Origin of the sequence: Saccharothrix ecbatanensis (assembly GCF_014205015.1) — a bacterium.
Lineage (GTDB): Bacteria > Actinomycetota > Actinomycetes > Mycobacteriales > Pseudonocardiaceae > Actinosynnema > Actinosynnema ecbatanense.
In genome coordinates this window covers 8,759,277-8,781,074 of record NZ_JACHMO010000001.1, presented here as the reverse complement: position 1 = coordinate 8,781,074, position 21,798 = coordinate 8,759,277, and the positions used below count along the sequence as shown (strand labels likewise).

At 69.7% G+C, this 21,798-nt stretch carries 21 protein-coding genes and 2 tRNA genes; 18 read left to right on the top strand and 5 right to left on the bottom strand.

What is annotated here, in order from left to right:
- Positions 1-29: 29 nt before the first annotated feature.
- From F4560_RS39070 to F4560_RS39055, 4 genes are all read left to right on the top strand, one after another.
- Complete coding sequence (locus F4560_RS39070; protein ID WP_312869742.1) at positions 30-1,637, top strand: AMP-binding protein; 1,608 nt, start codon at positions 30-32, stop codon at positions 1,635-1,637.
- Positions 1,638-1,859: 222 nt separating this feature from the next.
- Positions 1,860-2,009, top strand: a complete 150-nt coding sequence (locus tag F4560_RS39065) for a hypothetical protein (RefSeq protein ID WP_184928064.1) — start codon at positions 1,860-1,862, stop codon at positions 2,007-2,009.
- A gap of 81 nt (positions 2,010-2,090) precedes the next feature.
- The gene (locus F4560_RS39060; protein ID WP_312869740.1) at positions 2,091-2,582 is read left to right on the top strand and encodes a PH domain-containing protein; all 492 of its coding nucleotides are present in this window, start codon (positions 2,091-2,093) and stop codon (positions 2,580-2,582) included.
- Positions 2,583-2,623: 41 nt separating this feature from the next.
- On the top strand, positions 2,624-4,120 hold the full coding sequence (locus F4560_RS39055) for a PH domain-containing protein (RefSeq protein WP_184929657.1): 1,497 nt from the start codon (positions 2,624-2,626) through the stop codon (positions 4,118-4,120).
- Here the strand turns inward: F4560_RS39055 and F4560_RS39050 are convergent.
- A complete protein-coding gene (locus tag F4560_RS39050) occupies positions 4,109-5,083 on the bottom strand; it encodes a GlxA family transcriptional regulator (RefSeq protein ID WP_184928063.1) in 975 nt (324 codons plus the stop codon). The genes F4560_RS39055 and F4560_RS39050 overlap by 12 nt on opposite strands.
- A 72-nt stretch (positions 5,084-5,155) precedes the next feature.
- On the opposite strand from F4560_RS39050, the gene F4560_RS39045 reads away from it, so the two are divergent.
- Positions 5,156-6,451 (top strand): MFS transporter, encoded by a 1,296-nt coding sequence (locus F4560_RS39045; RefSeq protein WP_184928062.1) that lies wholly within the window; start codon positions 5,156-5,158, stop codon positions 6,449-6,451.
- On the opposite strand, the gene F4560_RS39040 is transcribed toward F4560_RS39045, so the two are convergent.
- On the bottom strand, positions 6,383-7,906 hold the full coding sequence (locus F4560_RS39040; protein WP_184928061.1) for a helicase HerA-like domain-containing protein: 1,524 nt from the start codon (positions 7,904-7,906) through the stop codon (positions 6,383-6,385). The genes F4560_RS39045 and F4560_RS39040 overlap by 69 nt on opposite strands.
- Before the next feature lie 83 nt (positions 7,907-7,989).
- Here F4560_RS39040 and orn point away from each other — a divergent pair, with 83 nt between their 5' ends.
- The 6 genes from orn (at position 7,990) to F4560_RS46825 (ending at position 11,559) form a co-directional block, all read left to right on the top strand.
- A complete protein-coding gene (gene orn / locus F4560_RS39035) occupies positions 7,990-8,601 on the top strand; it encodes an oligoribonuclease (protein ID WP_184928060.1) in 612 nt (203 codons plus the stop codon).
- Positions 8,602-8,664: 63 nt separating this feature from the next.
- A tRNA-His gene (locus F4560_RS39030) sits at positions 8,665-8,740 on the top strand.
- Between the two features lie 90 nt (positions 8,741-8,830).
- On the top strand, positions 8,831-10,462 hold the full coding sequence (locus F4560_RS39025; protein ID WP_184928059.1) for an ABC-F family ATP-binding cassette domain-containing protein: 1,632 nt from the start codon (positions 8,831-8,833) through the stop codon (positions 10,460-10,462).
- Between the two features lie 56 nt (positions 10,463-10,518).
- Positions 10,519-10,980, top strand: coding sequence for a helix-turn-helix domain-containing protein (locus F4560_RS39020; RefSeq protein WP_184928058.1), 462 nt, complete (start codon positions 10,519-10,521; stop codon positions 10,978-10,980).
- A 10-nt stretch (positions 10,981-10,990) separates the two neighbouring features.
- Positions 10,991-11,374, top strand: a complete 384-nt coding sequence (locus tag F4560_RS39015; RefSeq protein WP_184928057.1) for a PIN domain-containing protein — start codon at positions 10,991-10,993, stop codon at positions 11,372-11,374.
- Positions 11,371-11,559, top strand: coding sequence for a VapC50 family PIN domain-containing toxin (locus tag F4560_RS46825; protein ID WP_512700352.1), 189 nt, complete (start codon positions 11,371-11,373; stop codon positions 11,557-11,559). The genes F4560_RS39015 and F4560_RS46825 overlap by 4 nt, the downstream gene beginning before the upstream one ends.
- Positions 11,560-11,620: 61 nt before the next feature.
- On the opposite strand, the gene F4560_RS39010 is transcribed toward F4560_RS46825, so the two are convergent.
- Positions 11,621-12,820 carry a L,D-transpeptidase gene (locus tag F4560_RS39010; protein ID WP_184928056.1) on the bottom strand — a complete coding sequence of 400 codons (1,200 nt, stop codon included), beginning with the start codon at positions 12,818-12,820 and terminating at the stop codon, positions 11,621-11,623.
- A gap of 235 nt (positions 12,821-13,055) precedes the next feature.
- On the opposite strand from F4560_RS39010, the gene F4560_RS39005 reads away from it, so the two are divergent.
- A tRNA-Lys gene (locus F4560_RS39005) sits at positions 13,056-13,128 on the top strand.
- An 89-nt stretch (positions 13,129-13,217) separates the two neighbouring features.
- Here the strand turns inward: F4560_RS39005 and F4560_RS39000 are convergent.
- The gene (locus F4560_RS39000) at positions 13,218-15,380 is read right to left on the bottom strand and encodes an MMPL family transporter (RefSeq protein ID WP_184928055.1); all 2,163 of its coding nucleotides are present in this window, start codon (positions 15,378-15,380) and stop codon (positions 13,218-13,220) included.
- Positions 15,381-15,490: 110 nt separating this feature from the next.
- Between F4560_RS39000 and F4560_RS38995 the strand changes: the two genes are divergently transcribed.
- Positions 15,491-16,183 carry a response regulator transcription factor gene (locus tag F4560_RS38995; protein ID WP_184928054.1) on the top strand — a complete coding sequence of 231 codons (693 nt, stop codon included), beginning with the start codon at positions 15,491-15,493 and terminating at the stop codon, positions 16,181-16,183.
- Positions 16,183-17,316: a sensor histidine kinase gene (locus F4560_RS38990; RefSeq protein ID WP_184928053.1), complete on the top strand. Its 1,134-nt coding sequence runs from the start codon at positions 16,183-16,185 to the stop codon at positions 17,314-17,316. The genes F4560_RS38995 and F4560_RS38990 overlap by 1 nt, the downstream gene beginning before the upstream one ends.
- Positions 17,317-17,365: 49 nt before the next feature.
- Here F4560_RS38990 and F4560_RS38985 read toward each other — a convergent pair whose 3' ends face one another.
- On the bottom strand, positions 17,366-18,037 hold the full coding sequence (locus F4560_RS38985) for a hypothetical protein (protein WP_184928052.1): 672 nt from the start codon (positions 18,035-18,037) through the stop codon (positions 17,366-17,368).
- 90 nt (positions 18,038-18,127) lie between these two features.
- On the opposite strand from F4560_RS38985, the gene F4560_RS38980 reads away from it, so the two are divergent.
- The 4 genes from F4560_RS38980 (at position 18,128) to F4560_RS38965 (ending at position 21,785) form a co-directional block, all read left to right on the top strand.
- Positions 18,128-19,243 carry a DUF2786 domain-containing protein gene (locus F4560_RS38980; RefSeq protein WP_184928051.1) on the top strand — a complete coding sequence of 372 codons (1,116 nt, stop codon included), beginning with the start codon at positions 18,128-18,130 and terminating at the stop codon, positions 19,241-19,243.
- Between the two features lie 48 nt (positions 19,244-19,291).
- Positions 19,292-20,011, top strand: coding sequence for a hypothetical protein (locus tag F4560_RS38975; RefSeq protein WP_184928050.1), 720 nt, complete (start codon positions 19,292-19,294; stop codon positions 20,009-20,011).
- Between the two features lie 53 nt (positions 20,012-20,064).
- The gene (locus F4560_RS38970; protein WP_184929656.1) at positions 20,065-20,451 is read left to right on the top strand and encodes a very short patch repair endonuclease; all 387 of its coding nucleotides are present in this window, start codon (positions 20,065-20,067) and stop codon (positions 20,449-20,451) included.
- A 158-nt stretch (positions 20,452-20,609) separates the two neighbouring features.
- On the top strand, positions 20,610-21,785 hold the full coding sequence (locus F4560_RS38965) for a DNA cytosine methyltransferase (protein ID WP_184929655.1): 1,176 nt from the start codon (positions 20,610-20,612) through the stop codon (positions 21,783-21,785).
- Positions 21,786-21,798: the final 13 nt, after the last annotated feature.

Below are 21,798 nucleotides of genomic sequence, written 5' to 3'. Positions count from 1 at the left end.
TCACGGGTAGGTAGTGCCAGTATCGAGGCGTGAGCACCTACTTCGGCACCGGCGCGACGGCCTTGAACCGGTTGGTGGGAGTGCTGCGCGCGGCGGTGACGCTGGTGCGCGTCGGTGTCGTGCGCCCAATGGGACCCGGCCGGCTGCTCCGCGTGCTGGACGCCTACCTGCGGTGGGACCTCACCCTGGCGTTCGGTTTCGCGACCGGCGCGGCCCGGCACCCGGATCGACCGGCGATCATCGACGACGCCGGCACGCTCACGTACGCCGACGTGGACGAACGCACCACCCGGCTGGCGCACGGCCTGCACGACCTCGGTGTGCGGGCGGGTTCGAAGGTCGCGGTGCTGTGCCGCAACCACCGCGGTTTCCTAGAGACGGTGACGGCGTGCGTGAAGCTCGGCGCGCACAGCGTGCTGCTCAACACGGGGTTGAGCGCGGGCCAGATCGCGACCGTGCTGCGCGAGCAGGACGTGACCGTGGTCGTCGCGGACACCGAGTTCCGCGGCCTGCTGGCCAACGCGCCGCGCAAGGTCCGCCGGGTGATGGCGTGGGTGGATGGCGTCACCAAGAGCAAGACGCTGGAAGAGCTGATCACGCGCTCCCCCGCCACACCACTGCCCGCACGTCCGCCGCGTGGCCGGATGATCGTGCTGACCTCGGGCACCACGGGCGCGCCCAAGGGCGCGAGGCGACCGGAACCGCCCGGCCTCACGCCCGCCGCCGCGCTGCTGTCCCGGATTCCGCTGAAGGCCGGTGACAGGTTCTCCGTCCCCGCTCCGCTGTTCCACACGTGGGGTCTGGCCGCGGTCCAGATCGCGCTCGTGCTCGGCGCGACCCTGGTGCTGCGCCGGAAGTTCGACCCGGCGTTGACCGCCGCCGACGCCCGTGACCACCGCTGTGACGCGCTGTTCGTCGTTCCCGTGATGCTGCAACGCATCCTGGACCTGCGCGAACGCCTGCCGGACCTGCGCGTGATCGCGTCCAGCGGCTCGGCGTTGCCGCCGGCGGTGGCGCGGCGGTGCCTGCGCGACTTCGGGCCGGTCCTCTACAACCTGTACGGCTCCACCGAGGTGTCCTGGGTGAGCATCGCCCGCCCGGACGAGTTGGCGCGGCACCCGGACACGGCGGGTCGGCCGCCGTTCGGCACCCGGCTGGAGATCCTGGACGACGACGGGCGTGCGGTGCCCGTCGGCGTCACCGGCCGCATCTTCGTCGCCAACGAGATGCTGTTCGACGGCTACACCGACGGCGCCGGCAAAGAGGTCCGGAACGGCCTCATGTCGACCGGTGACGTCGGCTACCGCGATGACGCCGGCCTGCTGTTCGTGGCCGGGCGGGACGACGAGATGATCGTCTCCGGCGGCGAGAACGTGTACCCGCGCGAGGTCGAGGACCTGCTCTCGGGTCTGGCCGGGGTGCGCGAGGTGGCGGTGGTCGGCGTGCCGGACGAGCGGTTCGGCCAACGGCTCGCCGCGTACGTGGTGTGCGAGGAGCCGGGAGCGCTGGACGAGGACGCGGTGCGCGAGCACGTGCGCGTCAACCTGGCCAAGTTCTCCGTGCCCCGCGAGGTGGTCTTCCTCGACACCCTGCCGCGCAATGAGACGGGAAAGGTGCTGAAACGGGAGCTGGGGTGAGTGCCCATCACCGCGGTGGGCCGGGCTCGTTGACAGTAGTGGTGGAGCCTCCCAGAGGTGCCGCTACCGGGGTATCGCCTGGTTGGCCTAGGCATAAGTGGGGTGATGACCGTGACGACCCCTGTGTGCCATGCTCCGCTTGGACGCTTCCGGGCGTCCGCTGCGGACCGGATCCGGCTCCCCCTGCCGACAAGAGCCGCTACGAATGAACGGAGTTCGACGATGGTCGTGCGCTCCCTGCACAAGATCATGTCCGCGCTGGCCGTCTGCGCCGGTCTCGCGGTCGTCGCCGGTGTGCCCGCCGCTGCCGCCCTCCAGGCCGGGAGCGCCGTGACCCAGGTCTTCCAGGCGCCGTACTCGATCCAGCCGTGAGCCGCGCCGTGCGGTCGTGACACAGCTCTCGGGGCCGGGTTCCCGCGCACGCGGGCTCGGCCTTGAGGCACAGTGGACGGCGTGAGCAGCGAAGTGTTGCGCCTGCGTGCGCCGCGGCACCAGGTGAGCCGCAAGTCGATCACCCTCTGGACCCTCCACGCGGTGATCGGCTGGACGGTGCTGCTGGTGCCGCAAGCAGTCGTCCTGATCTTCGCCGCGACGCCGTTGCAGGTCACCGGCGCGGTCGCGACCCTGGTGGTCGGCACCGCGCACACCCTGGTGATGCCGCGCTGGCGGTACCGGGTGCACCGCTGGGAGGCCACTCCGGACGCGGTGTACACGCTGTCCGGCTGGCTGAACCAGGAGTGGCGCATCGCGCCCGTCTCGCGCATCCAGACCGTGGACACCAAGCGCGGTCCCCTGCAACAGCTGCTCGGGCTGTCCACCGTCACCGTGACCACCGCCTCAGCCGCCGGACCCGTGCTGATCGAGGGCCTGGACCACGACGTGGCCGTGCGGCTGGCGGACGAGCTGACCACCACCACCCAGGCCACGCCCGGTGATGCCACGTGACCACCGAACTGCCCTCCGCGCCGGAGTACGTCGAGCCGGTCATGGACTGGCACCGGCTGGACGTGCGGATGCTCGTCGTCCGCCCGCTGAACGAGATCGTGGGCCTGATCCCGCTGTTCGTCGGCCTGCTGGTGCTCGGCAAGGGCGAGACGTGGCGGTTCCTGGCCAGCGGCGGCGTGATCGTGGCGATCGTGCTGTTCGGCCTGCTGCGCTGGATCAGCACCCGGTACCGGATCACCACCGAGCAGGTCGAGTTGCACACCGGGCTGCTCGTGCGCAAGCGCCTCGCGGTGCCGCGCGACCGGATCCGGACCGTCGACCTGACCGCGAAGCTCGGGCACCGGCTGTTCGGGCTGTCCGCGATCCGGATCGGCACCGGGCAGCGCGACCAGCCCGGTGAGGACGGCCTGACGTTGGACGCGGTGTCGTCGGCCGAGGCGGAGCGACTGCGAGTGCTGTTGCTCACCATCGCCAAGGCCAAGACGGACGCCCAGACCGAGGCCGTCGAGGAACAGCCGGGCGTCGTGCTGTCCAAATGGGACAACCGGTGGCTGCGTTACGCGCCGTTGACGCTGTCCGGTCTGGTGGCTGCCGGTGCGCTGTTCGGCTTCGTGATGAACTTCGCCCGAGAGCTGGACATCGAGGTCCTGGACCCGATGACGGAGGCCGCGCACTGGGTCGTGGAGCAGCCGATCGCGTTGACCGTCGCGTTGTTCACGGGCGTGGTGCTGGTGGTCGCCACGCTCGGTTCGGTGCTGGTGTACGTGGTGCAGTTCTGGGGCTATCAGCTGACCCGTGAGCCGGATGACACCGTTCGGGTGCGCCGCGGTCTGCTCACCACCCGTTCGGTTTCCGTTGCGGAACAACGACTTCGCGGCATCGAGCTGGTCGAGCCGCTGTTGCTGCGAGCCGGGCGCGGTGCGCACGCCAAGACCGTGACCACCGGTCTGGGGCGCAAGGGCGAGAGCAACCTCCTGCTGCCGCCCGCACCGGTCTCCGAAGCCCACCGCGTGTCGGCGGAGGTGTTGCGGCAGACCGCCGACAGAGCCGGCAATCAGACAGCCGAGTCGCCGACGCGGACCCCGCTGCGGCGTCACCCGATGGCCGCGCTGCGTCGTCGGATGGCGCGTGCCGTGGTGCCGTTGCTGGTGCTCGCGGCCGGGTTGGCGTGGTTGGCGCCGAGTTGGACGTGGCAGGTCGTGCTGGCGCTCGTGCCGTTCTCCGCAGCCATGGGCTGGGACCGCTACCGCTCGCTCGGCCACGCGCTGACCGACCGCTACCTGCTTGCCCGGTCGGGCTCGGCGATCCGGGAAACCGTGGCGCTGCAACGCACCGGCATCATCGGCTGGCGCATCTCCCGCTCGTTCTTCCAACGCCGTGCGGGGCTGGTGACGATCTCCGCCACGACGGCCGCGGGCGACGGGGCGTACTACGTGATCGACGTGGCCGAGGCCGACGGGCTCGCGTTGGCCGACGAGGCCGTGCCCGATTTGCTGCGGCCGTTCCTGGAGCGGGCGCCTGAGGCGCTAGACCACTGAGCGGAACGTGGTGCGGTAGACGCTGGGGGCGACACCCAGCGTCGCGCTCATCTGCTGCCGCAGCGCCGCGCCCGTGCCGAAGCCGGACTGCCGGGCCACCTGGTCGACGGGCAGGTCGGTCGTCTCCAGCAGGTGACGTGCCCGCTCGACGCGCTGCTGGATGATCCACTTCGCCGGGCTCACCCCCGTCTCCTCGCGGAACCGGCGGGTGAACGTGCGCACGCTCATCCGCACATGGGCGGCCAGGACGCGCAGGTCCAGCGACTCGTCCAGGTGTTCCAGCGCCCACGCGCGGGCGGGCGCGGTGGACGTGTCGGCTTCGTCCGGGATCGGGCGGACGATGTACTGCGACTGGCCACCCGGCCGCCACGGTGGCACCACGCACCGGCGTGCCGCCAGGTTGGCGATCCGACTGCCGTGGTCGTGCCGGACGACGTGCAGGCAGAGGTCGACGCCCGCGCCGACGCCGGCCGACGTGAGGACGTCGCCCTCGTCCATGAACAGCACGTCCGGGTCGAGGTCGACGTTCGGGAACAGCTCGCGGAAGTTGTCCGAGTGCGCCCAGTGCGTGGTGGCCCGGCGTCCGTCCAGCAGACCGGCCGCCGCCAGCACGAACGCGCCCGTGCAGATCGACATCATCCGCGCGCCCCGGGCCGCCGCCGCACGCAGGGCGTCCAGCACCTGCGGCTCCAGCGTGCCGTCCGCCAGCACCCGCGCGCCGTAGCTCACGCCCGCCACGATCACCGTGTCGGCTTCGGCCATCAGCTCCAGGCCGTGGTCTGGGACGAGGGTGAAGGCCGCCGACGTGCGCACCGGCCGGCCGCCGGGCGTGCAGATGCGAACCCGGTAGAACCGCCGCTCGTCCTCGTCGCGGGCGGCGTTGAAGATCTGCGTCGGCGTGCCGAGGTCGAACGTCACGACCTCGTCCAGCGCCAGCACGGCGACCTGGTGGCGGGTGTCCATGGCCGGATTCTTTCACATGATGGCCATTGAGCCACTTTCGTCGGGTCGAGGTGATCGCCGACGCTTAGCGGCGTGATCCGCAGCAAGCAGAACTGGGCATGGGTGGTCGCCGGCGTCGCGTTCATCGCGCTGGTCGGCGCCGCGGCGTTCCGGGCCACACCGGGCGCGTTGATCGAACCGCTGAAAAGCGAGTTCGGCTGGTCCACGGGCACCATCGGGCTCGCCGTGTCGGTCAACCTGATGTTGTTCGGGCTGACCGCGCCGTTCGCCGCCGCGCTGATGGAGCGCCTCGGCGTGCGCAAGGTCGTGGCCTCGGCGTTGACGCTGGTCGCGGTGGGCAGCGGGTTGACCGTGTTCATGACGACGGTGTGGGAGCTGGTGCTGTTCTGGGGCGTGCTGGTGGGCCTGGGCACCGGGTCGATGGCGCTGGCGTTCGTCGCCACCATCACCGGCCGCTGGTTCGTGAAGCACCGGGGTCTGGTGACGGGGGTGCTCACGGCGGGCGGCGCGACCGGTCAACTGGTGTTCCTGCCGGCGGTGGCCGCGCTGTCGGAGTGGTCCGGCTGGCGCTCGGCTGCGCTGATGGTGTCGTTCGCGGCCCTCGCGGTGGTGCCGCTGGTGCTGCTGTTCCTCCGCGAGCACCCCGCCGACGTGGGTGTGCCGCCCTACGGCGGTGACAAGATCGTGCCCGTGCCGCCGACTTCCGGCGGTTCCGCCCGACGTGCCATCAGCGCCCTGACCAGCGCCGCCCGCACCGGACCGTTCTGGTTCCTGGCCGCCGGGTTCGCCATCTGCGGCGCCACCACCAACGGCCTCGTCGGCACCCACTTCATCCCCGCCGCCCACGACCACGGCATGCCCACGACCGCCGCCGCCGGTCTGCTCGCGATGGTCGGCGTCTTCGACATCGTCGGCACGGTGCTGTCCGGCTGGCTCACCGACAAGGTCGACCCGCGGCTGCTGCTCGCCGTGTACTACGTGCTGCGCGGTGCATCCCTGCTCGTCCTGCCGCAGTTGTTCCACGACTCGGTGCAGCCGTCGATGCTGGTGTTCATCATCTTCTACGGCCTGGACTGGGTGGCCACCGTGCCGCCGACAGTCGCCCTGTGCCGCGAGGTCTTCGGCCTGTCGGCGCCGGTCGTGTTCGGCTGGGTGTTCGCGTCCCACCAGATCGGCGCCGCCATCGCCGCCACCGCCGCCGGCCTCACCCGCGACCACTTCGGCGACTACGCACCGGCCTGGTACGTCGCCGGCGTGCTCAGCATCGGCGCCGCGTTCCTGTCCATGAAGGTCAAGCGCTCACCGGCGTTTGCGGGAGGTCCCGAACAGGCCACGCGTGATCTCACGGCCGAGGGCACTCGCGGCTGACCGCAGGAACGACTTGACCGCCGTGTTCCCGAGCACCTGCTGCACCACACCGGGTTCGTCACGCTCGGGCTTCGGCTGTGGCGCCTCCTCCCGCCGTTCCGCTTCCTCTGCGGGGGGAGCCACCTTGGCGGCCAGCTTCTCGTACGCCGACTCGCGGTCGACCGTCTCCGAGTACTTCCCGTGCAGCTCCGACGACGCGGCGGCCTGCTTGATCGCATCCGCCCCGATCGTGTCCATCAAGGACCGCGGCGCGCGCAGCCTGGTCCACGCCACCGGCGTCGGCGCGCCCTTCTCGCTCAACACCGTCACCACGGCCTCACCGATGCCGAGCGACGTCAACGCCTTGTCCAGCTCGTAGTGCGGCGTCGTCGGGTACGTCTTCACCGCCTTCGCCAGCGCCGCCTGGTCCTCCGGCGTGAACGCCCGCAGCGCGTGCTGCACCCGTGCGCCCAACTGCGACAGCACCGCGTTCGGCACGTCCGTCGGCAGCTGCGTGCAGAAGAACACACCCACCCCCTTGGACCGGATCAGCTTCACCGTCTGCGTGATCCGCTCCAGGAACGCCTTCGACGCGTCCGCGAACAGCAGGTGCGCCTCGTCGAAGAAGAACACCAGCTTCGGCTGGTCGAGATCACCCTCCTCGGGCAGCACCTCGAACAGCTCCGCCAGCAACCACATCAGGAACGTGGAGAACAACGCGGGCCGGGACTGGAGGTCGGCCAGCTCCAGCAGCGACACCACGCCCTTGCCGTCCGCGACCCGCATCAGGTCGCGCGGGTCCAGCTCGGGCTCGCCGAAGAACGTGTCACCGCCCTGCGCCTCCAGGTTCACCAACGACCGCAGGATCACCCCCGCCGTCGCCGACGAGACGCCGCCCAGGCCCTTCAGGTCCGCCTTGCCCTCGTCACTGGTGAGGTGCGTGATCACCGACCGGAGGTCCTTGATGTCCAGCAACGGGAGGCCGCGGGCGTCGGCCCAGTGGAAGATCAACCCGAGCGTGGACTCCTGGGTGTCGTTGAGCCCCAGCACCTTCGACAGCAGGATCGGCCCGAAGCTGGTCACGGTCGCCCGCACCGGCACGCCGACGCCGCCCGTGCCCAGGGACAGGAACTGCACCGGGAACGCCTGCGGCTGCCAGTCGTCACCGGTCTCGGCGGCCCGCGCGGTGACCCGGTCACCGCCCTCGCCCGGCCGTGACAGCCCGGACAGGTCGCCCTTCACGTCCGCCATCACCACCGGCACACCCGCCGCCGCCAGCTGCTCCGCGATCAGCTGCAACGTCTTCGTCTTGCCCGTGCCGGTCGCCCCCGCCACCAGCCCGTGCCGGTTCAGCGTCGCCAACGGGAGTCGCACGTGCGCGGTCGACTCGACCGCTCCGTCCACCAGCACCGCGCCGAGTTCGATGGCCGCACCCGCAGAGGCGTAACCGGCAGCGATATCACTCTGGGCCGTCATTGCCATGAGCGTAATGAGATTGGTAGGGGCCGCCACCCGAAGCGACGCGGGGCCCGGAGGACCGGGCGACTAGGCTCCCCCGCGTGATGGATCGCTTGGTGTGGATCGACTGCGAGATGACAGGCCTCGACCTGGGCAAGGACGCCTTGATCGAGATCGCGGCGCTGGTGACGGACGCGGAGCTGAACGTGCTCGGCGACGGTGTCGACGTGGTGATCCACGCCGACGACACAGCGCTCGACTCGATGCCGGACGTCGTCATGCAGATGCACGCCAAGTCCGGGCTGACCGAGGAGGTCCGGCGGTCCACGGTGACGCTGGCCGACGCGGAGGCGCAGGTGCTGGCGTACATCAAGGAGTGGGTGCCGGACCCGCGCACCGCCCCGCTGGCCGGCAACTCGATCGCCACCGACCGCGGGTTCATCGCGCGTGACATGCCCGAACTCGACGCCCACCTGCACTACCGCATGGTCGACGTGTCGTCGATCAAGGAGCTGTGCCGGCGCTGGTACCCGCGCATCTACTACGCACAGCCCGGCAAGGGCCTGGCGCACCGCGCGCTCGCCGACATCCAGGAGTCCATCCGGGAGCTGGCGTACTACCGGCGGACGGCGTTCGTGGCGCAGCCGGGGCCGTCGTCGGAGCAGGCGCAGGCCGTCGCCGCCGAACTGCTGGCCGCCGACCGGGTCGAATAGGGGCGATTTCAGACCCGGAGGCAGGGCACTGTATGCTCTCTTCCGCCGGGTCAGCCGGTCTTGGTGGGTGTAGCTCAGCTGGCAGAGCACTGGGTTGTGATCCCAGGTGTCGCGGGTTCAAGTCCCGTCACTCACCCCAAGCGGAACGCCCCTCGACGGCCTTGTCGAGGGGCGTCTTCTTTTGCGCCGTACTTTGCCTTTGCCTCCTACTTTGTCCAGCGGAGTCGTCATGAGCGCCACACTCGTCGCGAAGGACCTGGCCGCCGGGCACGGCGACCGCGTGCTGTTCGAAGGCCTGGACCTGGTGGTGGCGCCCGGTGACGTGATCGGGCTGGTCGGGGCGAACGGCGCGGGCAAGTCGACGCTGCTGCGGACGTTGGCCGGGCTGCTGCCCGCCGAGCAGGGTGTGATCCGCCTCTCCCCCACGACCGCGACCGTCGGCCACCTGCCGCAGGAGCCGGACCGTCGGCCGGGCGAGACGGTGCGCGCGTTCCTGGCCCGCCGCACGGGCGTGGCCGACGCGCAGGTCGAGCTGGACCGGGCCACCGAGGCGTTGGCCAGTGGTTCCGGTGACGACGGCTACTCCGAGGCGTTGGAGCGGTGGCTGGCGCTGGGCGGCGCGGACCTGGAGGAGCGGTCGCTGGAGGTCTCGGCGGACCTGGGGCTGGGCGTGTCGCTGGACCTGCCGATGACGGCGCTGTCCGGCGGTCAGGCGGCACGGGCGAGCATGGCGTCGCTGCTGCTGAGCCGGTACGACGTGTTCCTGCTGGACGAGCCGACCAACGACCTCGACCTGGACGGTCTGGCGCGGCTGGAGCGGTTCGTGACAGGGCTGCGCGCGGGCACCGTCCTGGTCTCCCACGACCGCGAGTTCCTGTCCCGCACGGTGACGCGGGTGGTGGAGTTGGACCTGGCGCAGCAGCAGGTGCGGTCCTACGGCGGCGGGTACGAGTCGTACCTGGAGGAGCGGGAGATCGCTCGCAAGCACGCTCGTGACGACTACGACGAGTTCGCGTCGACGAAGGCGTCGTTGGAGGAGCGGGCGCGGGCGCAGCGGGCGTGGATGGAGAAGGGCGTGAAGAACGCCCGGCGCAAAGCTCCCGACAACGACAAGTCGGGGCGCAAGTTCCGCACCGAGGCGACCGAGAAGCAGGCGTCGAAGGCGCGGCAGACCGAGCGGCTGATCGAGCGCCTGGACGTGGTCGACGAGCCGCGCAAGGAGTGGGAGCTGCGGATGGAGATCGCCGCCGCGCCCCGGTCCGGTTCGGTGGTGGCGGTGCTGCGGGCGGCGGTGGTGACGCGCGGGTCGTTCACGCTCGGGCCGGTGGACCTCCAGGTGGACTGGGCGGACCGGATCGCCATCACGGGCGCGAACGGCTCGGGCAAGTCGACGCTGCTGGCGGCGCTGCTCGGTCGGGTGCCGTTGACCTCCGGGTCGTCGGCGTTGGGCTCTGGTGTGGTGGTGGGCGAGATCGACCAGGCACGCGGGCTGTTCCTGGGTGACGAGCCGTTGCTGGACGCCTTCGGGGCTGCCGTGCCGGATCTGGTGCCGGCCGACGTGCGCACGTTGTTGGCGAAGTTCGGGCTGAAGGCGGCGCACGTGATGCGGCCGGCGGCGTCCCTGTCTCCCGGTGAACGCACACGTGCCGCGTTGGCGCTGCTCCAGGCGCGCGGGGTGAACCTGCTGGTGCTGGACGAGCCGACGAACCACCTCGACCTGCCCGCGATCGAGCAGCTGGAGTCCGCGCTCGACTCGTACACCGGCACCCTGCTCCTGGTCACCCACGACCGACGGATGCTCGACGCCGTGCGGACAACCCGCCGCCTGGCAGTGGCGGCCGGTCGTGTCACGGACGCCTGACGTCAGTTGCAGATGCTGCAGATAGCCGTTACCGTGGATTCCCGGAGGGGGTAGCGATGTCCGCGGTCGAATCACTCTACGAACTTGAGCGCCCCGACGAGGTGACCCGTCAGGCATCCTCTCGACTCGAACACGCGATGACCGGCGCGCGCACCCGCCAAGCCGTGCTCGTGGTCGACGGTGAGGAAGTCGAAGTCCCCGAAGCCCTGCTGCAAGTCCTGCTGCACGCGGTTCACCAGCAGGCCGCCGGCCGACGGGTCCGCGTGGTGGCGCCCGACGCGGACGAGGAGCTCACACCGAACCAGGCCGCGGAGTACCTGGGCATCTCCCGCCCGCTGTTGGTCAAGCTGCTGGACGACGGAACGATCCCCGCGCGCAATCTGCCCGGAAGTCGTCATCGGCGCATCTCGGTCGCCGCGTTGGAGTCCTACCTGGATCACAAGGTCGCCCGGCGCGCTCGGCTGTCCGCGGCGATGAACGACATCGCTGAAGCAGACCTCTACGACCAACAGGATTGACCGATCCTCGGTGGCCATCACCCGTGTCTTCGCCGACACCAACACCTTGTACCCGTTCTACCTCTGCGATCTGCTGCTGCACTGCGCCGAAGAAGATCTGTTCCGGGTGCTCTGGTCCGAAGACCTATTGACCGAACTGGTCGAGGTGATACCCAGATCCGGACACAAGAGCAGGCAAGCCGTCGTAGGGCTGTGCGCGGCGATTCGAGAGGTCTTCCCGGACGATGAGGTGCCCCGATCCGCCTATGAGCACCTCATCGCAGGCATGCCGGGCACCGATCCGACGACTGGGCACACTCCGCCGCTGCCCTCGCCGGCAAGGCCGACCTACTGCTCACCCGTGACACCAAAGGGTTTCCGAAGGCGGCACTGGGTCGCCGCGGCCTCCGTGTGACAACAGCAGACCAGTTCTTGTGCGAGCAGTTCGCGGCGTTCCCGGAGGACCTGGTCCGAGTAGTGCGCAACCAGGTCGCCGACCTCACGAAGTCCCAGTTGACCGTCGGGGAATTGCTTGATCGCCTGAGTCACCCGGCTGGAGCACCACGATTCGCCGGACGAGTGCGTCGCCGGTTGAACTAGTGCTGGACATGAGACGACCCGCCGCTTGGTGGCGGCGGGTCGTGTCACGGACGTCTAGCGCCTACCGGTTGCCCTTGACCCACTGGTCCCACGGGATCTGCCAGTCGCCGAAGCCGTCCCACGACTCCAGCACCGGGCCACCCGAGTTGGTGACGATCACGATGTCGCCCGCCTTGGAGTTGTCGAACACCCACCTGGCGTTCTCCGGGGCCAGGTTCAGGCAGCCGTGGCTCACGTTGCGGTGGCCCTGGTCGCCGATCGACCACGGCGCGCTGTGGAAGAAGATGCCGGAGTTGGACATCCGGAACGCCCAGTCCACCGGCGTGACGTAACCGCCCGCCTCCAGCGACAGACCGTACGTGCGCGAGTCCATCACCATGTGCGCGTGCTTCTCGGTGAGCACGTAGGTGCCCGTGGGCGTGGGGTTCTGCGCGTCGCCCATCGAGGTCGGCATGGTGCGCACCACCTGGCCGTTGACCTTCGTGACCACCTGGTGGGTCTGACCGTCCGCCTCGTGGATGACCGAGTCGCCGATCGTGGTGGTGATGACGCGGTCTTCCTCGCCGTAGACGCCGTTGCCGACGTGCTTGCCGTAGATCTTCGCGTTGATGGTGATCTTCGTGCCGGGCGTCCAGTAGGCCTGCGGACGCCAGTGCACGGTCTTCTCGTCGTACCAGTAGAAGGCGCCCTCGACGCGCGGCTCCGCGGTGATCGAGATCATCGCCTCGGCGGCGGCCTTGTCGGCGATCGGCTCGTCGAAGTAGAACGCGAGCGGCTGGCCTACGCCGACCGTGGTGCCGTCCTGCGGGTTGACCGACAAGTAGGTCAACGTGCGCGGCTTCACGGTGGTGAAGGTGGACGTCTTGGTGACCGGCTTCCCGTCCGCGCCCTCGCCCGTCACGGACAGCGTGTACGTCTTCTGATAGCCCAGCGGCTCGGTGTTCGTCCACTGGAGCCCGTCCGGCGTCACCTGGCCCGCGACGGCCACGCCCTCCGGGTTGGTCAACGTCACCTGGGTCAACTTGCCGTCGGTGGCCGTGGCCACGACCGGCACACCAGGCGCCACGTCGACCGCCGCGTCCGCCGGGCCCATCGTCAACGAGACGGGTTTCGGCGGCGGCGTCGACGACGTAGTGGTCGTGGTCTCGCCGGCGGTGCCCTCGGTGGCCGCCGAGCCGGTCGAACAACTTGTGACCAACATCGCAACCAAGCCGATCGCGACCAGCCCCAGCGCTCCACGCGCCCCCCGCTTGCGGTGCATCCCCATCCTCCGGTTCATCCCCAGTACACGCAGCCCACCCGTAACACGGGGTCCACTGGTGTCCCCTGACAAGGTGACGCCCGGAGGGTTGACGATGTTGCCCGAGATGCTGGATCGTTACCAAGGCGAAGTTCCCCCTGCACCAGGGCGGCACACCCACCCTGACCAGGCGATTGGGAGCTCAGTCAGACGCTGTGCTAATGTTCTTCGCGTCGGACAGAGCAAGAGAGTCCGAGCGCCGCTAGCTCAACTGGCAGAGCAGCTGACTCTTAATCAGCGGGTTCGGGGTTCGAGTCCCTGGCGGCGCACAATAGAAATAGCCAGGCCGGTATTTTAACCGGCCTGGCTATTTTTTATTTCCGGGATGACATCGCCGGTGATTCCCCACGCTTCACGGCTATGCGTGCACGGGAACTCGCTCGCTCCGCAGTGGTGAGGGCTCCACCCGGAGCACCCGCGCGGCCCAGTTGGGCAACCACCAGTTCCACCTGCCCATCATCGCCACGGTCGCCGGCACCAGGACCGACCGGATCACCGTCGCGTCCAGGACGATTCCCAACGCCATTCCGGACGCGAACATCGCCACGTCCAGTTCCCCGCCGGTCGCCATCGCGGCGAAGGAGAAGAACAGGATGGCCGCCGCGGCCGTGACCAGTCGGCCCGTCCGCCCGATACCCAGGATGACGGCTTCGTCCGTGTCGCCGGTGCGGTCGTACTCCTCACGCATCCGGGCGAGGATGAACACCTCGTAGTCCATGGACAGCCCGAAGAGGAACGCGAAGATCGTCACCGGCAGGAACGTGCCGACCACGCCGTCGGGCTGGATGCCCAGCAGCGCCTCGGTGCCCCAGCCCCACTGCCACAGCACGACCATCGAACCGATCACCGCGCCCAGCGACAGCAGGTTCATCAGCACCGCCTTGAGCGGCAGCAGCAACGAGCGGAACGCCCTGGCCAGCATGATGTAGGAGACGACCGACAGGAGGGCCAGCATCCAGCCGAACGCGCCGTAGGTGACGTCGGCGAAGTCGATCTGCTGGGCCGTGTACCCACCGACACCGACACCGTCCGGCACCGCGGAGATCACCTGCTCGATGGTCCGCCGGCCCGCCTCGGTTCCGCCGTCGTCGACCGGCAGCACGGTGACGACCGCCGAACCGTCCCGTCGCCACGCCTCTCCGGTGGGCGCCGCGACGGTGTGGACGCCGGGCAGCGCGGCGATGGTGGAGACGACCGAGTCGGGGCTGGTGCCGGACGGCACGTGCACGTCGAACGCGTAGAGCGTCCCGGACGGGATGCCGACCGACGTCAGCGCGACGAGCCCGTCGTGCCCCGGACCGTCGTGGTCCAGGTTCGAGGTGACCGGGACGTTGATGTTGATCCCCAGCGCGACCACCGCCAGCGTCCCCAGCACCACGGTCGCGCCCGCTGCCGCGATCCTCCGGTGTCGCACGACCTTCCGCGCGAACGAGGTCCACACGCGACTTGCGTTGGCTTCCCGATCCGCGCCACGGGCCACGTTCCCACGGTCGAGACGCCTGCCGGTGCGGGCCAGCACGATCGGCAACAACGTGAGCGACACGAGGGCGCTGGCCGCCGTGACCATCATCCCGCCGATGCCGAGACTGCGCAGCAACGGGATGGGCAGCACGACCATGGTCAGCAGCCCGGCCGCCACCACCAGGCTGGAGAACACGATCGACTTCCCCGCCGTGGCCATGGCCTGGTGCACCGCCGTGTCGGGATCCGCTCCCCCGGCCCACTGCTCCCGCCAGCGGGTCACCATGATCAGCGCGTAGTCGATGGCGATACCGATCCCGAACAGCGGAGCCATCGTCACGGTGGTCTCGTGGATGTCGGCGAACAGGCTCATCACCAGCACGCCGAGGTAGGAGACCGGGATCGCGACGAACGCGATCAGCAGTGGCACGAACGCCAGCTTCGACCGGAACACCCAGGCCAGCACCAGGACCGCCGCCCCGAGCGTGATCAGGAGCTTGACCAGCACGTTCAGCCCGCCGGTGTCCTCGCCGGTGGCGAGCTGATCCAGACCGGTGACCTCCAGGGACGCCCCCGGCGGCAGGTGCGGGCGGATGGCCGCGTCGACGAGCCCGTCCAGTTCGGCGCCCTCACCGAGCGCGCTGCCAGGGATGCCGCCCTGCTCCACCGGGTTCCCGAACACCAGCGCGTAGGTGACGCGACCCCCCTCGCCGACGAACCGCCGGTCACCGGTGTTCACGTAGGACGCGACGCGAGCGTGCGTGTCCCGCTCCACGGCGTCGAACATCCGCGTCAACGTCTCGGCCACGCCAGGGGTGTCGACGGAAACACCCTCCGGCAGGGTGATCACGGGGACGTACGGACGTTCCCGGCCACCGGTGCCGTACGTCTCGATGATCTGGCTGTTCGCGTCGTAGGCGGGCAGGCCGGGCGCTTCGTACTGCTCGGAGACGTTCGGCAACAGCAAGGCGAGCGCGCCGCCACCGGCCAGCGCGAGTGCCACCGTGATCACGACCACCAGTCGCCGGTGGGCCAGCGTGAAGATCGACAGCTTTTCCATGCGGCCCAGTGCAGCAGCGCGATCTTCCACCGCTCTTCGACGCCGCTGGGAATCCCCTGTCACAGAGAACTCACAGAACAATCCGGCCACCGCTCGACCAGACTGATGGGGTGACACAACAGCCGACACGGGTCCTCGTGGTCGACGACGAGAGCTACCTGGCCGACCTGGTGGCGACCGCGCTGCGGTACGAGGGCTTCGCCACGGCGACGGCCGCGACCAGCGCCGAGGCGGTCCGGCAGGTGGCCGCGTTCGCGCCGGACCTCATCGTGCTGGACGTGATGCTCCCGGACGGTTCCGGTATCGACACCTGCGCCAAGCTGCGGCAGGCGGGGCACGAGACACCCGTCGTGTTCCTGACCGCGCGCGACGCGACCGAGGACAAGATCGTCGGCCTGACCGCCGGCGGTGACGACTACGTGACCAAGCCGTTCAGCCTCCAGGAGCTGGTGGTCCGGGTGCGCGCGGTGTTGCGGCGGACCAAGCCCGTGGGGACGTCTTCCAGGGTGGCCTTCGCCGACCTGGAGATCGACGACGACGCCTACACCGTGCACCGCCACGGCCGGGCGATCGAGCTGACGCCGACCGAGTTCAAGCTGCTGCGCTACCTGGCCGTCAACGCGGGCAAGGTGCTGACCAAGAAGCAGCTCCTCGACCACGTGTGGAACTACGACTTCGGGGGCAGCGACGCGGTCGTGCAGACGTACATCTCGTACCTGCGGCGGAAGGTGGACGTGTTCGACCCGCCGTTGATCCACACCATCCCGCGGGTCGGTTACGTCATGCGCCGAAGTGAGTCCTGATGTCGTTGCGGGCCAGGTTGATCCTGATCGTGAGCGGCCTTTCGGCGCTGGGTGTCGGGCTGGCGGTCGGCGCCACGTTCGGCGCGTTGCAGGACTGGGACAAGGACGTGTACGGCCCCCGGTTCTCCGAGATCAGCAGGCAGGCCGAGCAGCTGCACGCCCAGGAGTACGACGAGTTGACCAGCCGGGTGGCGGGGGTCGCGATCATCTCCAGCATCGGGACCGTGCTGGCGGTGATCGTGGCGTCCGCGTTCGCGGTCAAGCGCGGCCTGCGTCCGCTGGACGACATCGCGGCGACCGCGGACAAGATCGGGTCCGGTGACCTCTCCAGGGGCGACCTCTCCAGGCGGGTGCCGATCGAGGAGGAGCGGACGGAGATCGGCAGGCTCGGCGGGGCGTTGAACGCGATGCTCGGGCAGGTCGAGTCGGCGTTCCGGGACAAGGAGGCGTCCGAGGCGCGGTTGCGGCGGTTCATCGCCGACGCGTCCCATGAGCTGCGCACGCCCATCGCGACGATCCGCGGTTACGCCGAGCTGTTCCACCGGGGCGCGGCGGAGCGTCCGGACGACTTGGCCAAGGTCACCAGCCGGATCGAGTCGGAGGCCAAGCGGATGGGCACGCTGGTGGACGAGCTGCTGCTGCTGGCGCGGCTCGACCAGGGGCTGGCGGCCTATCGGGAGCCGGTGGACCTGACCGTGCTGGCGGCCGACGCGGTCGCGGACGCGGCGGCCAGGGCGCCGGGGCGTTCACTTCGCGTCGAGCAGGAGGGCGCCGTGGTGGTGTCGGGTGACACTGCCCGGCTGCGTCAGGTGCTGGCGAACCTGCTGTCCAACGTGCTGCAACACACGCCGCCGGAATCGTCGTCCACTGTGCGGGTGCACGTTGAGGGGGAAGACGCGGTGGTTGAAGTGGCGGATACCGGACCTGGATTGGAATCCGATGAGTGCGCTCGGGTATTCGAGCGGTTCTTCCGGACCGACGCGGCGCGCGCGAGGGATGGCGGTGGGGCTGGGCTCGGGTTGTCGATCGTGGAGTCGGTGGTTGTCGCCCACGGCGGGCGGGTGGGTGTGACTTCCGACAAGGGCGTCGGCACGACGTTCCGAATCACTTTGCCGCTGGATCGCGTCATTTGATGGGCTGCGTTTTCAGGGGTTTTAGAGGTTTTAGTGTTGGCGGTCACCCTCACCCGAACGCGAGTGCGATTCGCCGGCCGGCCAGCAGGCGGGTCCGCTCGACGTCGCGGTTCACGAGGGCGTCCGTGTTGCGGTCCAGGCGGTCGTAGGACTTGGCCAGGAGCCAGTGGGCGGCTTCCGGGCCGATCGGGGTCAGCGGGCCCTGGTCGGCCAGGCGGTGGCGGGCGGTGGTGACGTCTCGGGTGACGAACGCCGTGCGCACTTCGCCGCCGGACAGCTCGTCGATCAGGAACACCATCGCGTGCTCGTCGTCCCCGAACGTATAAGTGCAGATCAGGGCCAAGTAGCCGGCGTCGATGGAACGGTCGCAGATCCAGGCGCCGCCGACCTTGAGAGCCGGGCGGGCCGGGGCGACGGCGTTCGCGGCCCACTCGCGCGGACGCCCGGTGAGGGTGGCGGCCAGGACGCGGAGCAGGGCGTGGTTGCGGCGGCTGGGCAGTGAGACGGCGTGGTCGATCAGGCCGGCCCAGAACTCCTCGTCCGGCCGGACGTCGGCGACGGCGGTGCTCACCGTCAACTCGGCGTCCAGCGGGTCGAGCAGTTGCGGCAGGGCGCGGCAGCGGTGGACGACCCGCTGCTGCTCCATGGTCAGCGGCGTCCCTTGTGGACGGCGGACCACCACGATCTGCCGCCGTTTCGGGGTCTGCGTCTTCCGGCTCACGGCGCGAGGCTGGCACGTCCGGGTGTGTCCGGGGTCGCAACGCGCACCGGCTGCGGCGACACCACACCCGAAAGGGGACAATCGGCGGTCGTGAGCTCCCTACGCGAGGTGTTGTGGCGGGTCGCGGCGAATCGCCGGGCCTCGCTGCCGCGCACCTCCTCCCTCCCACCGGCCGAAGTGGACGACGCGGTTCAGTGGGTGCTTCGGCGTGCCTTCGAGCACCTGTGGGAGCACGGCTGGCTGCCTTATGACGTGTACGAGGTGGTGCGGCGCAACGAGGACGAGCGCGCGCTGTCGGTCTTGGTCGACGCGTTGGCGGTGGAGGCTTCGCGGTACTCGGCGTTGCATCCGCGCTGGCAGGAGCAGTTGGCGGAGATCGAGGCGACGGTCTGGTGGGACGCCGCGGAGCCTTACGTCGACCAGTGGGCTCGCCGGCACATCGAGTTGCGTGACGACGCCGTGGCCGCGGCGGTGGCCGTGCTGCGGGTCTTGATCATGTTGCCGAGCCTTCCGGTGATCCTGCCGAAGCCGGGCACGCCGTTGGCCGCGATGGACCACCACCACGTGGACCCGCGGATCCTCAACCGGGTGCGCGGACTGCTGGCGAAGGCCGAGTCGACGGCGTTCCCGGAGGAGGCCGAGGCGCTGTCGGCCAAGGCGCAGGAGCTGGTGACGCGGCACGCGCTGGAGCGGATGCCGCTTGAGGCGGCGACGACGACGTCCCGGCGGTTGTGGCTGGACAAGCGGTACTTCGACGGCAAGGCGCAGGTCGTGCACGTGGTCGCGCAGGCGAACCGGTGCCGGGCGGTGGTGTACGACCTGGGGTTCGTGGCGTTGGTCGGCGAGGAGCTGGACCTGGAGATCGTCGAGCTGTTGTCGGCGTCGTTGCTGGTCCAGGCGACGCGCGCGATGGTCGCGGCGGGTGAGAAGGCCCGCAAGGGTGAGGAGGCGCGGTCGGCGTCGTTCCGGAAGTCGTTCCTGCTGTCGTACGCGCACCGGATCGGGGAGCGGCTGCGGACGGTGAACGAGGTGCCGGTGGATGACGACCGGCTGCTGCCTGTGCTGGCGGAGCGCAAGAAGGCGGTGGAGGAGTACTTCGGGGCGATGTTCACGCGGACTGTCGCGAAGAGCACGCCGGTGCGTAGTGCGGCTGGGTGGGACGCGGGGCGTTCGGCGGCGGACCGGGCCAACTTGTCGATCAGCTGACCTGCGGTTTTTCCGGGACTGTCGGTGGTCGTCCGTACTCTCTGCGTCATGACTACGGCGATGGATGTGCGTCGGTTGTTCAACGTGACGCAGGAGACGCGGTTCCACTTCAACCACTGGTACGGCAAGCGGAAGCACGTCGTGGAGCACGTGATGGCGCACGAGTCCGATGCCGTCTACCGGGTGAGCGTGGATGAGGTCGAGGCCGCGTGCCGTAGTGCGCCGGGGTTGGCGTCTGGCTCTGGCTCGGCGGAGGTTCGGGGGTGGCGGCCCGATTTCGCCTTCACGCACGTGGCGCACCACGTGGTCGAAGCGCTGGGCCGATTACCCGGGTGGGACGAGTTCAAGCAGTTCTGCGAGGCGGACGAGAAGGCGCGGGCGATGCTGTGGACGCCGGCGCGTGAGGTGATCGCCGAGGTCGGTGCGGAGGGGCGTGCCGCGCTGCGCAATCGGGTCGTGTCCGATTTTCTGGGCTTCCTGCGTGACGTGTGGGTGCTGGCGGTGTTGCGCGGGCATGGGCTGGACGTGCGGGTGCACCCGTTGGCGGACACCGTGTTCAAGGTCGACGCGTGGGTGGAGCGGTTGATCATCAACCCGCGTGGAGGGGCGCAGCGGTCCGAGGACTTGCTGGTGCACGCGATGCCGCCGTTCTTCTTCGCCGATTTGGGGGTCACGGAGTACACGCAGGTCGGGGCTGCGGTGCTGCCGTCGCGGGCGCAACTCGACCGTGCGGCGCGGAGGCTGCGGGACGTGCTGCACCCGGAGTGAGCCATCATGGCCGGGTGCGGAACCTGGAGACGACGGACGACGTCCGCGCCCGGATGAGCAAGCAGCGCTCTCGTGACACGGCGATCGAGGTGGCGTTGCGGCGTGAGCTGCACCGGCTGGGATTGCGCTACCGGGTGCACCAGCGGCCGGTGCGCGCCGTGCGGCGTGAGGCGGACGTGGTGTTCGGGCCGGCGAAGGTCGCGGTGTTCGTGGATGGCTGTTTTTGGCATGGCTGTCCGGAGCACGGGACGTGGCCCAAGCGCAACGGCGAGTTCTGGCGCACCAAGATCGAGACGAACCAGGCGCGGGACGCGAATACCGATCGGGTGTTGGGTGAGGCCGGGTGGTTGGCGGTGCGGGTGTGGGAGCACGAGGATCCGACGGTTGCGGCTGATCGGGTTCGGGCGGTGGTGCTGGAGCGGCGCGGCCGGTCGGGTTGAGCCGGGGGCTGGAGCGGCGCGGCCGGTTGGGCTGAGCCGGGGGCTGGAGCGGCGCTGGGCGTGCCGGCCGGGTTGCCGGCGAGCAGACCGGTTTTCGGGCGGGGTCGGGTTACCTCGGTTGGTGCTGTTCATGGGCTAGCCTGACCACCGTGCTGTCCATGATCGACCTGTTCGCCGGCTGTGGCGGCATGACCTCCGGGTTCGCCGCGGCGGGCGGTTATCGGCAGGTGATGGCGGTCGAGTGGGATCTGCACGCGGCGGCGACGTATGCGGCGAATTTCGGTGAGGACCACATCCGCTGGTCGGACATCGCGGCCGTGCCGGACGACGCGATCCCCGAGGTGGACGTGATCGTGGGCGGCCCGCCGTGCCAGGGGTTCTCGAACCTCGGCTCGAAGGACGTCGACGACCCGCGCAACTCGCTGTGGCGTGAGTACCTGCGGTTCGTGCGGCGGGCCCGGCCGGCGGTGTTCGTGATCGAGAACGTCGACCGGTTCCTGGCATCGACCGAGTTCGCGTTGCTCCAGGCCGAGACCGAGGGCTACGAGCTGAGTTACGGCATCCTGCTGGCGGCCGATTTCGGTGTGCCGCAACGGAGGCGCCGGACGATCGTGATCGGCTCCCGGGTCGGGCACATTCCGCTGCCGACACCTACGCATGCACGGGAACGCTGGCACACCGTGGGGGATGTGCTGCGTGGTCTGCCTGAGCAGCCGTTGACGACGGCCTTGCCCGGGTCCGTGGTCGAGTTCTTCGGTCGGGAACTGCCGGGGCCGTTCAAGAGCTCGGACCTGCACATCGGGCGCAACCCCACGCCGATGTCGCTGGAGCGGTACCGGCACATCCCGCCCGGCGGTGGTCGGTTCGACCTGCCGGTGGAGTTGTTGCCCCGGTGTTGGCGGGAGAAGAAGACCGGCACGACGGACGTGATGGGCCGGATGCGCTGGGACCAGCCGTCGCTGACCATCCGGACCGAGTTCTACAAGCCGGAGAAGGGCCGTTACCTGCATCCGCAGTGGGAGCCGGGTGAGGACGGGCACCGGGTCGACCGGCCGATCACGCACCTGGAGGCGGCGCGGTTGCAGTCGTTCCCGGACGATTTCGAGTGGTGTGGGTCGAAGATCTCGGTGGCCAGGCAGATCGGGAACGCGGTGCCGCCTGGGCTGGCTCGGGCTATCGCCGAGCACCTGAAGGTGTACTTGGCGGGTGCTGATGCTGATGCTGGTGCCTGTGGTGCGGTGGGTGCTGGCGTTGTGGTGGGTGCTGGCGGTGCGGCGGGTGCCGGCGGTGCGGCGGGTGCCGGCGGTGCGGCGGGTTGTCGGCTCTGCGGTTGAGCGGAATTGTCGG

Coding starts and splice junctions, on each gene's coding strand:
- F4560_RS39065 (WP_184928064.1), top strand. CDS start 1,860: ATGGTCGTGCGCTCCCTGCACAAGATCATGTCCGCGCTGGCCGTCTGC.
- F4560_RS39055 (WP_184929657.1), top strand. CDS start 2,624: ATGGACTGGCACCGGCTGGACGTGCGGATGCTCGTCGTCCGCCCGCTG.
- F4560_RS39050 (WP_184928063.1), bottom strand. CDS start 5,083: ATGGACACCCGCCACCAGGTCGCCGTGCTGGCGCTGGACGAGGTCGTG.
- F4560_RS39040 (WP_184928061.1), bottom strand. CDS start 7,906: ATGACGGCCCAGAGTGATATCGCTGCCGGTTACGCCTCTGCGGGTGCG.
- F4560_RS39025 (WP_184928059.1), top strand. CDS start 8,831: ATGAGCGCCACACTCGTCGCGAAGGACCTGGCCGCCGGGCACGGCGAC.
- F4560_RS39020 (WP_184928058.1), top strand. CDS start 10,519: ATGTCCGCGGTCGAATCACTCTACGAACTTGAGCGCCCCGACGAGGTG.
- F4560_RS39010 (WP_184928056.1), bottom strand. CDS start 12,820: ATGCACCGCAAGCGGGGGGCGCGTGGAGCGCTGGGGCTGGTCGCGATC.
- F4560_RS39000 (WP_184928055.1), bottom strand. CDS start 15,380: ATGGAAAAGCTGTCGATCTTCACGCTGGCCCACCGGCGACTGGTGGTC.
- F4560_RS38990 (WP_184928053.1), top strand. CDS start 16,183: ATGTCGTTGCGGGCCAGGTTGATCCTGATCGTGAGCGGCCTTTCGGCG.
- F4560_RS38975 (WP_184928050.1), top strand. CDS start 19,292: ATGACTACGGCGATGGATGTGCGTCGGTTGTTCAACGTGACGCAGGAG.
- F4560_RS38970 (WP_184929656.1), top strand. CDS start 20,065: ATGAGCAAGCAGCGCTCTCGTGACACGGCGATCGAGGTGGCGTTGCGG.
- F4560_RS38965 (WP_184929655.1), top strand. CDS start 20,610: ATGATCGACCTGTTCGCCGGCTGTGGCGGCATGACCTCCGGGTTCGCC.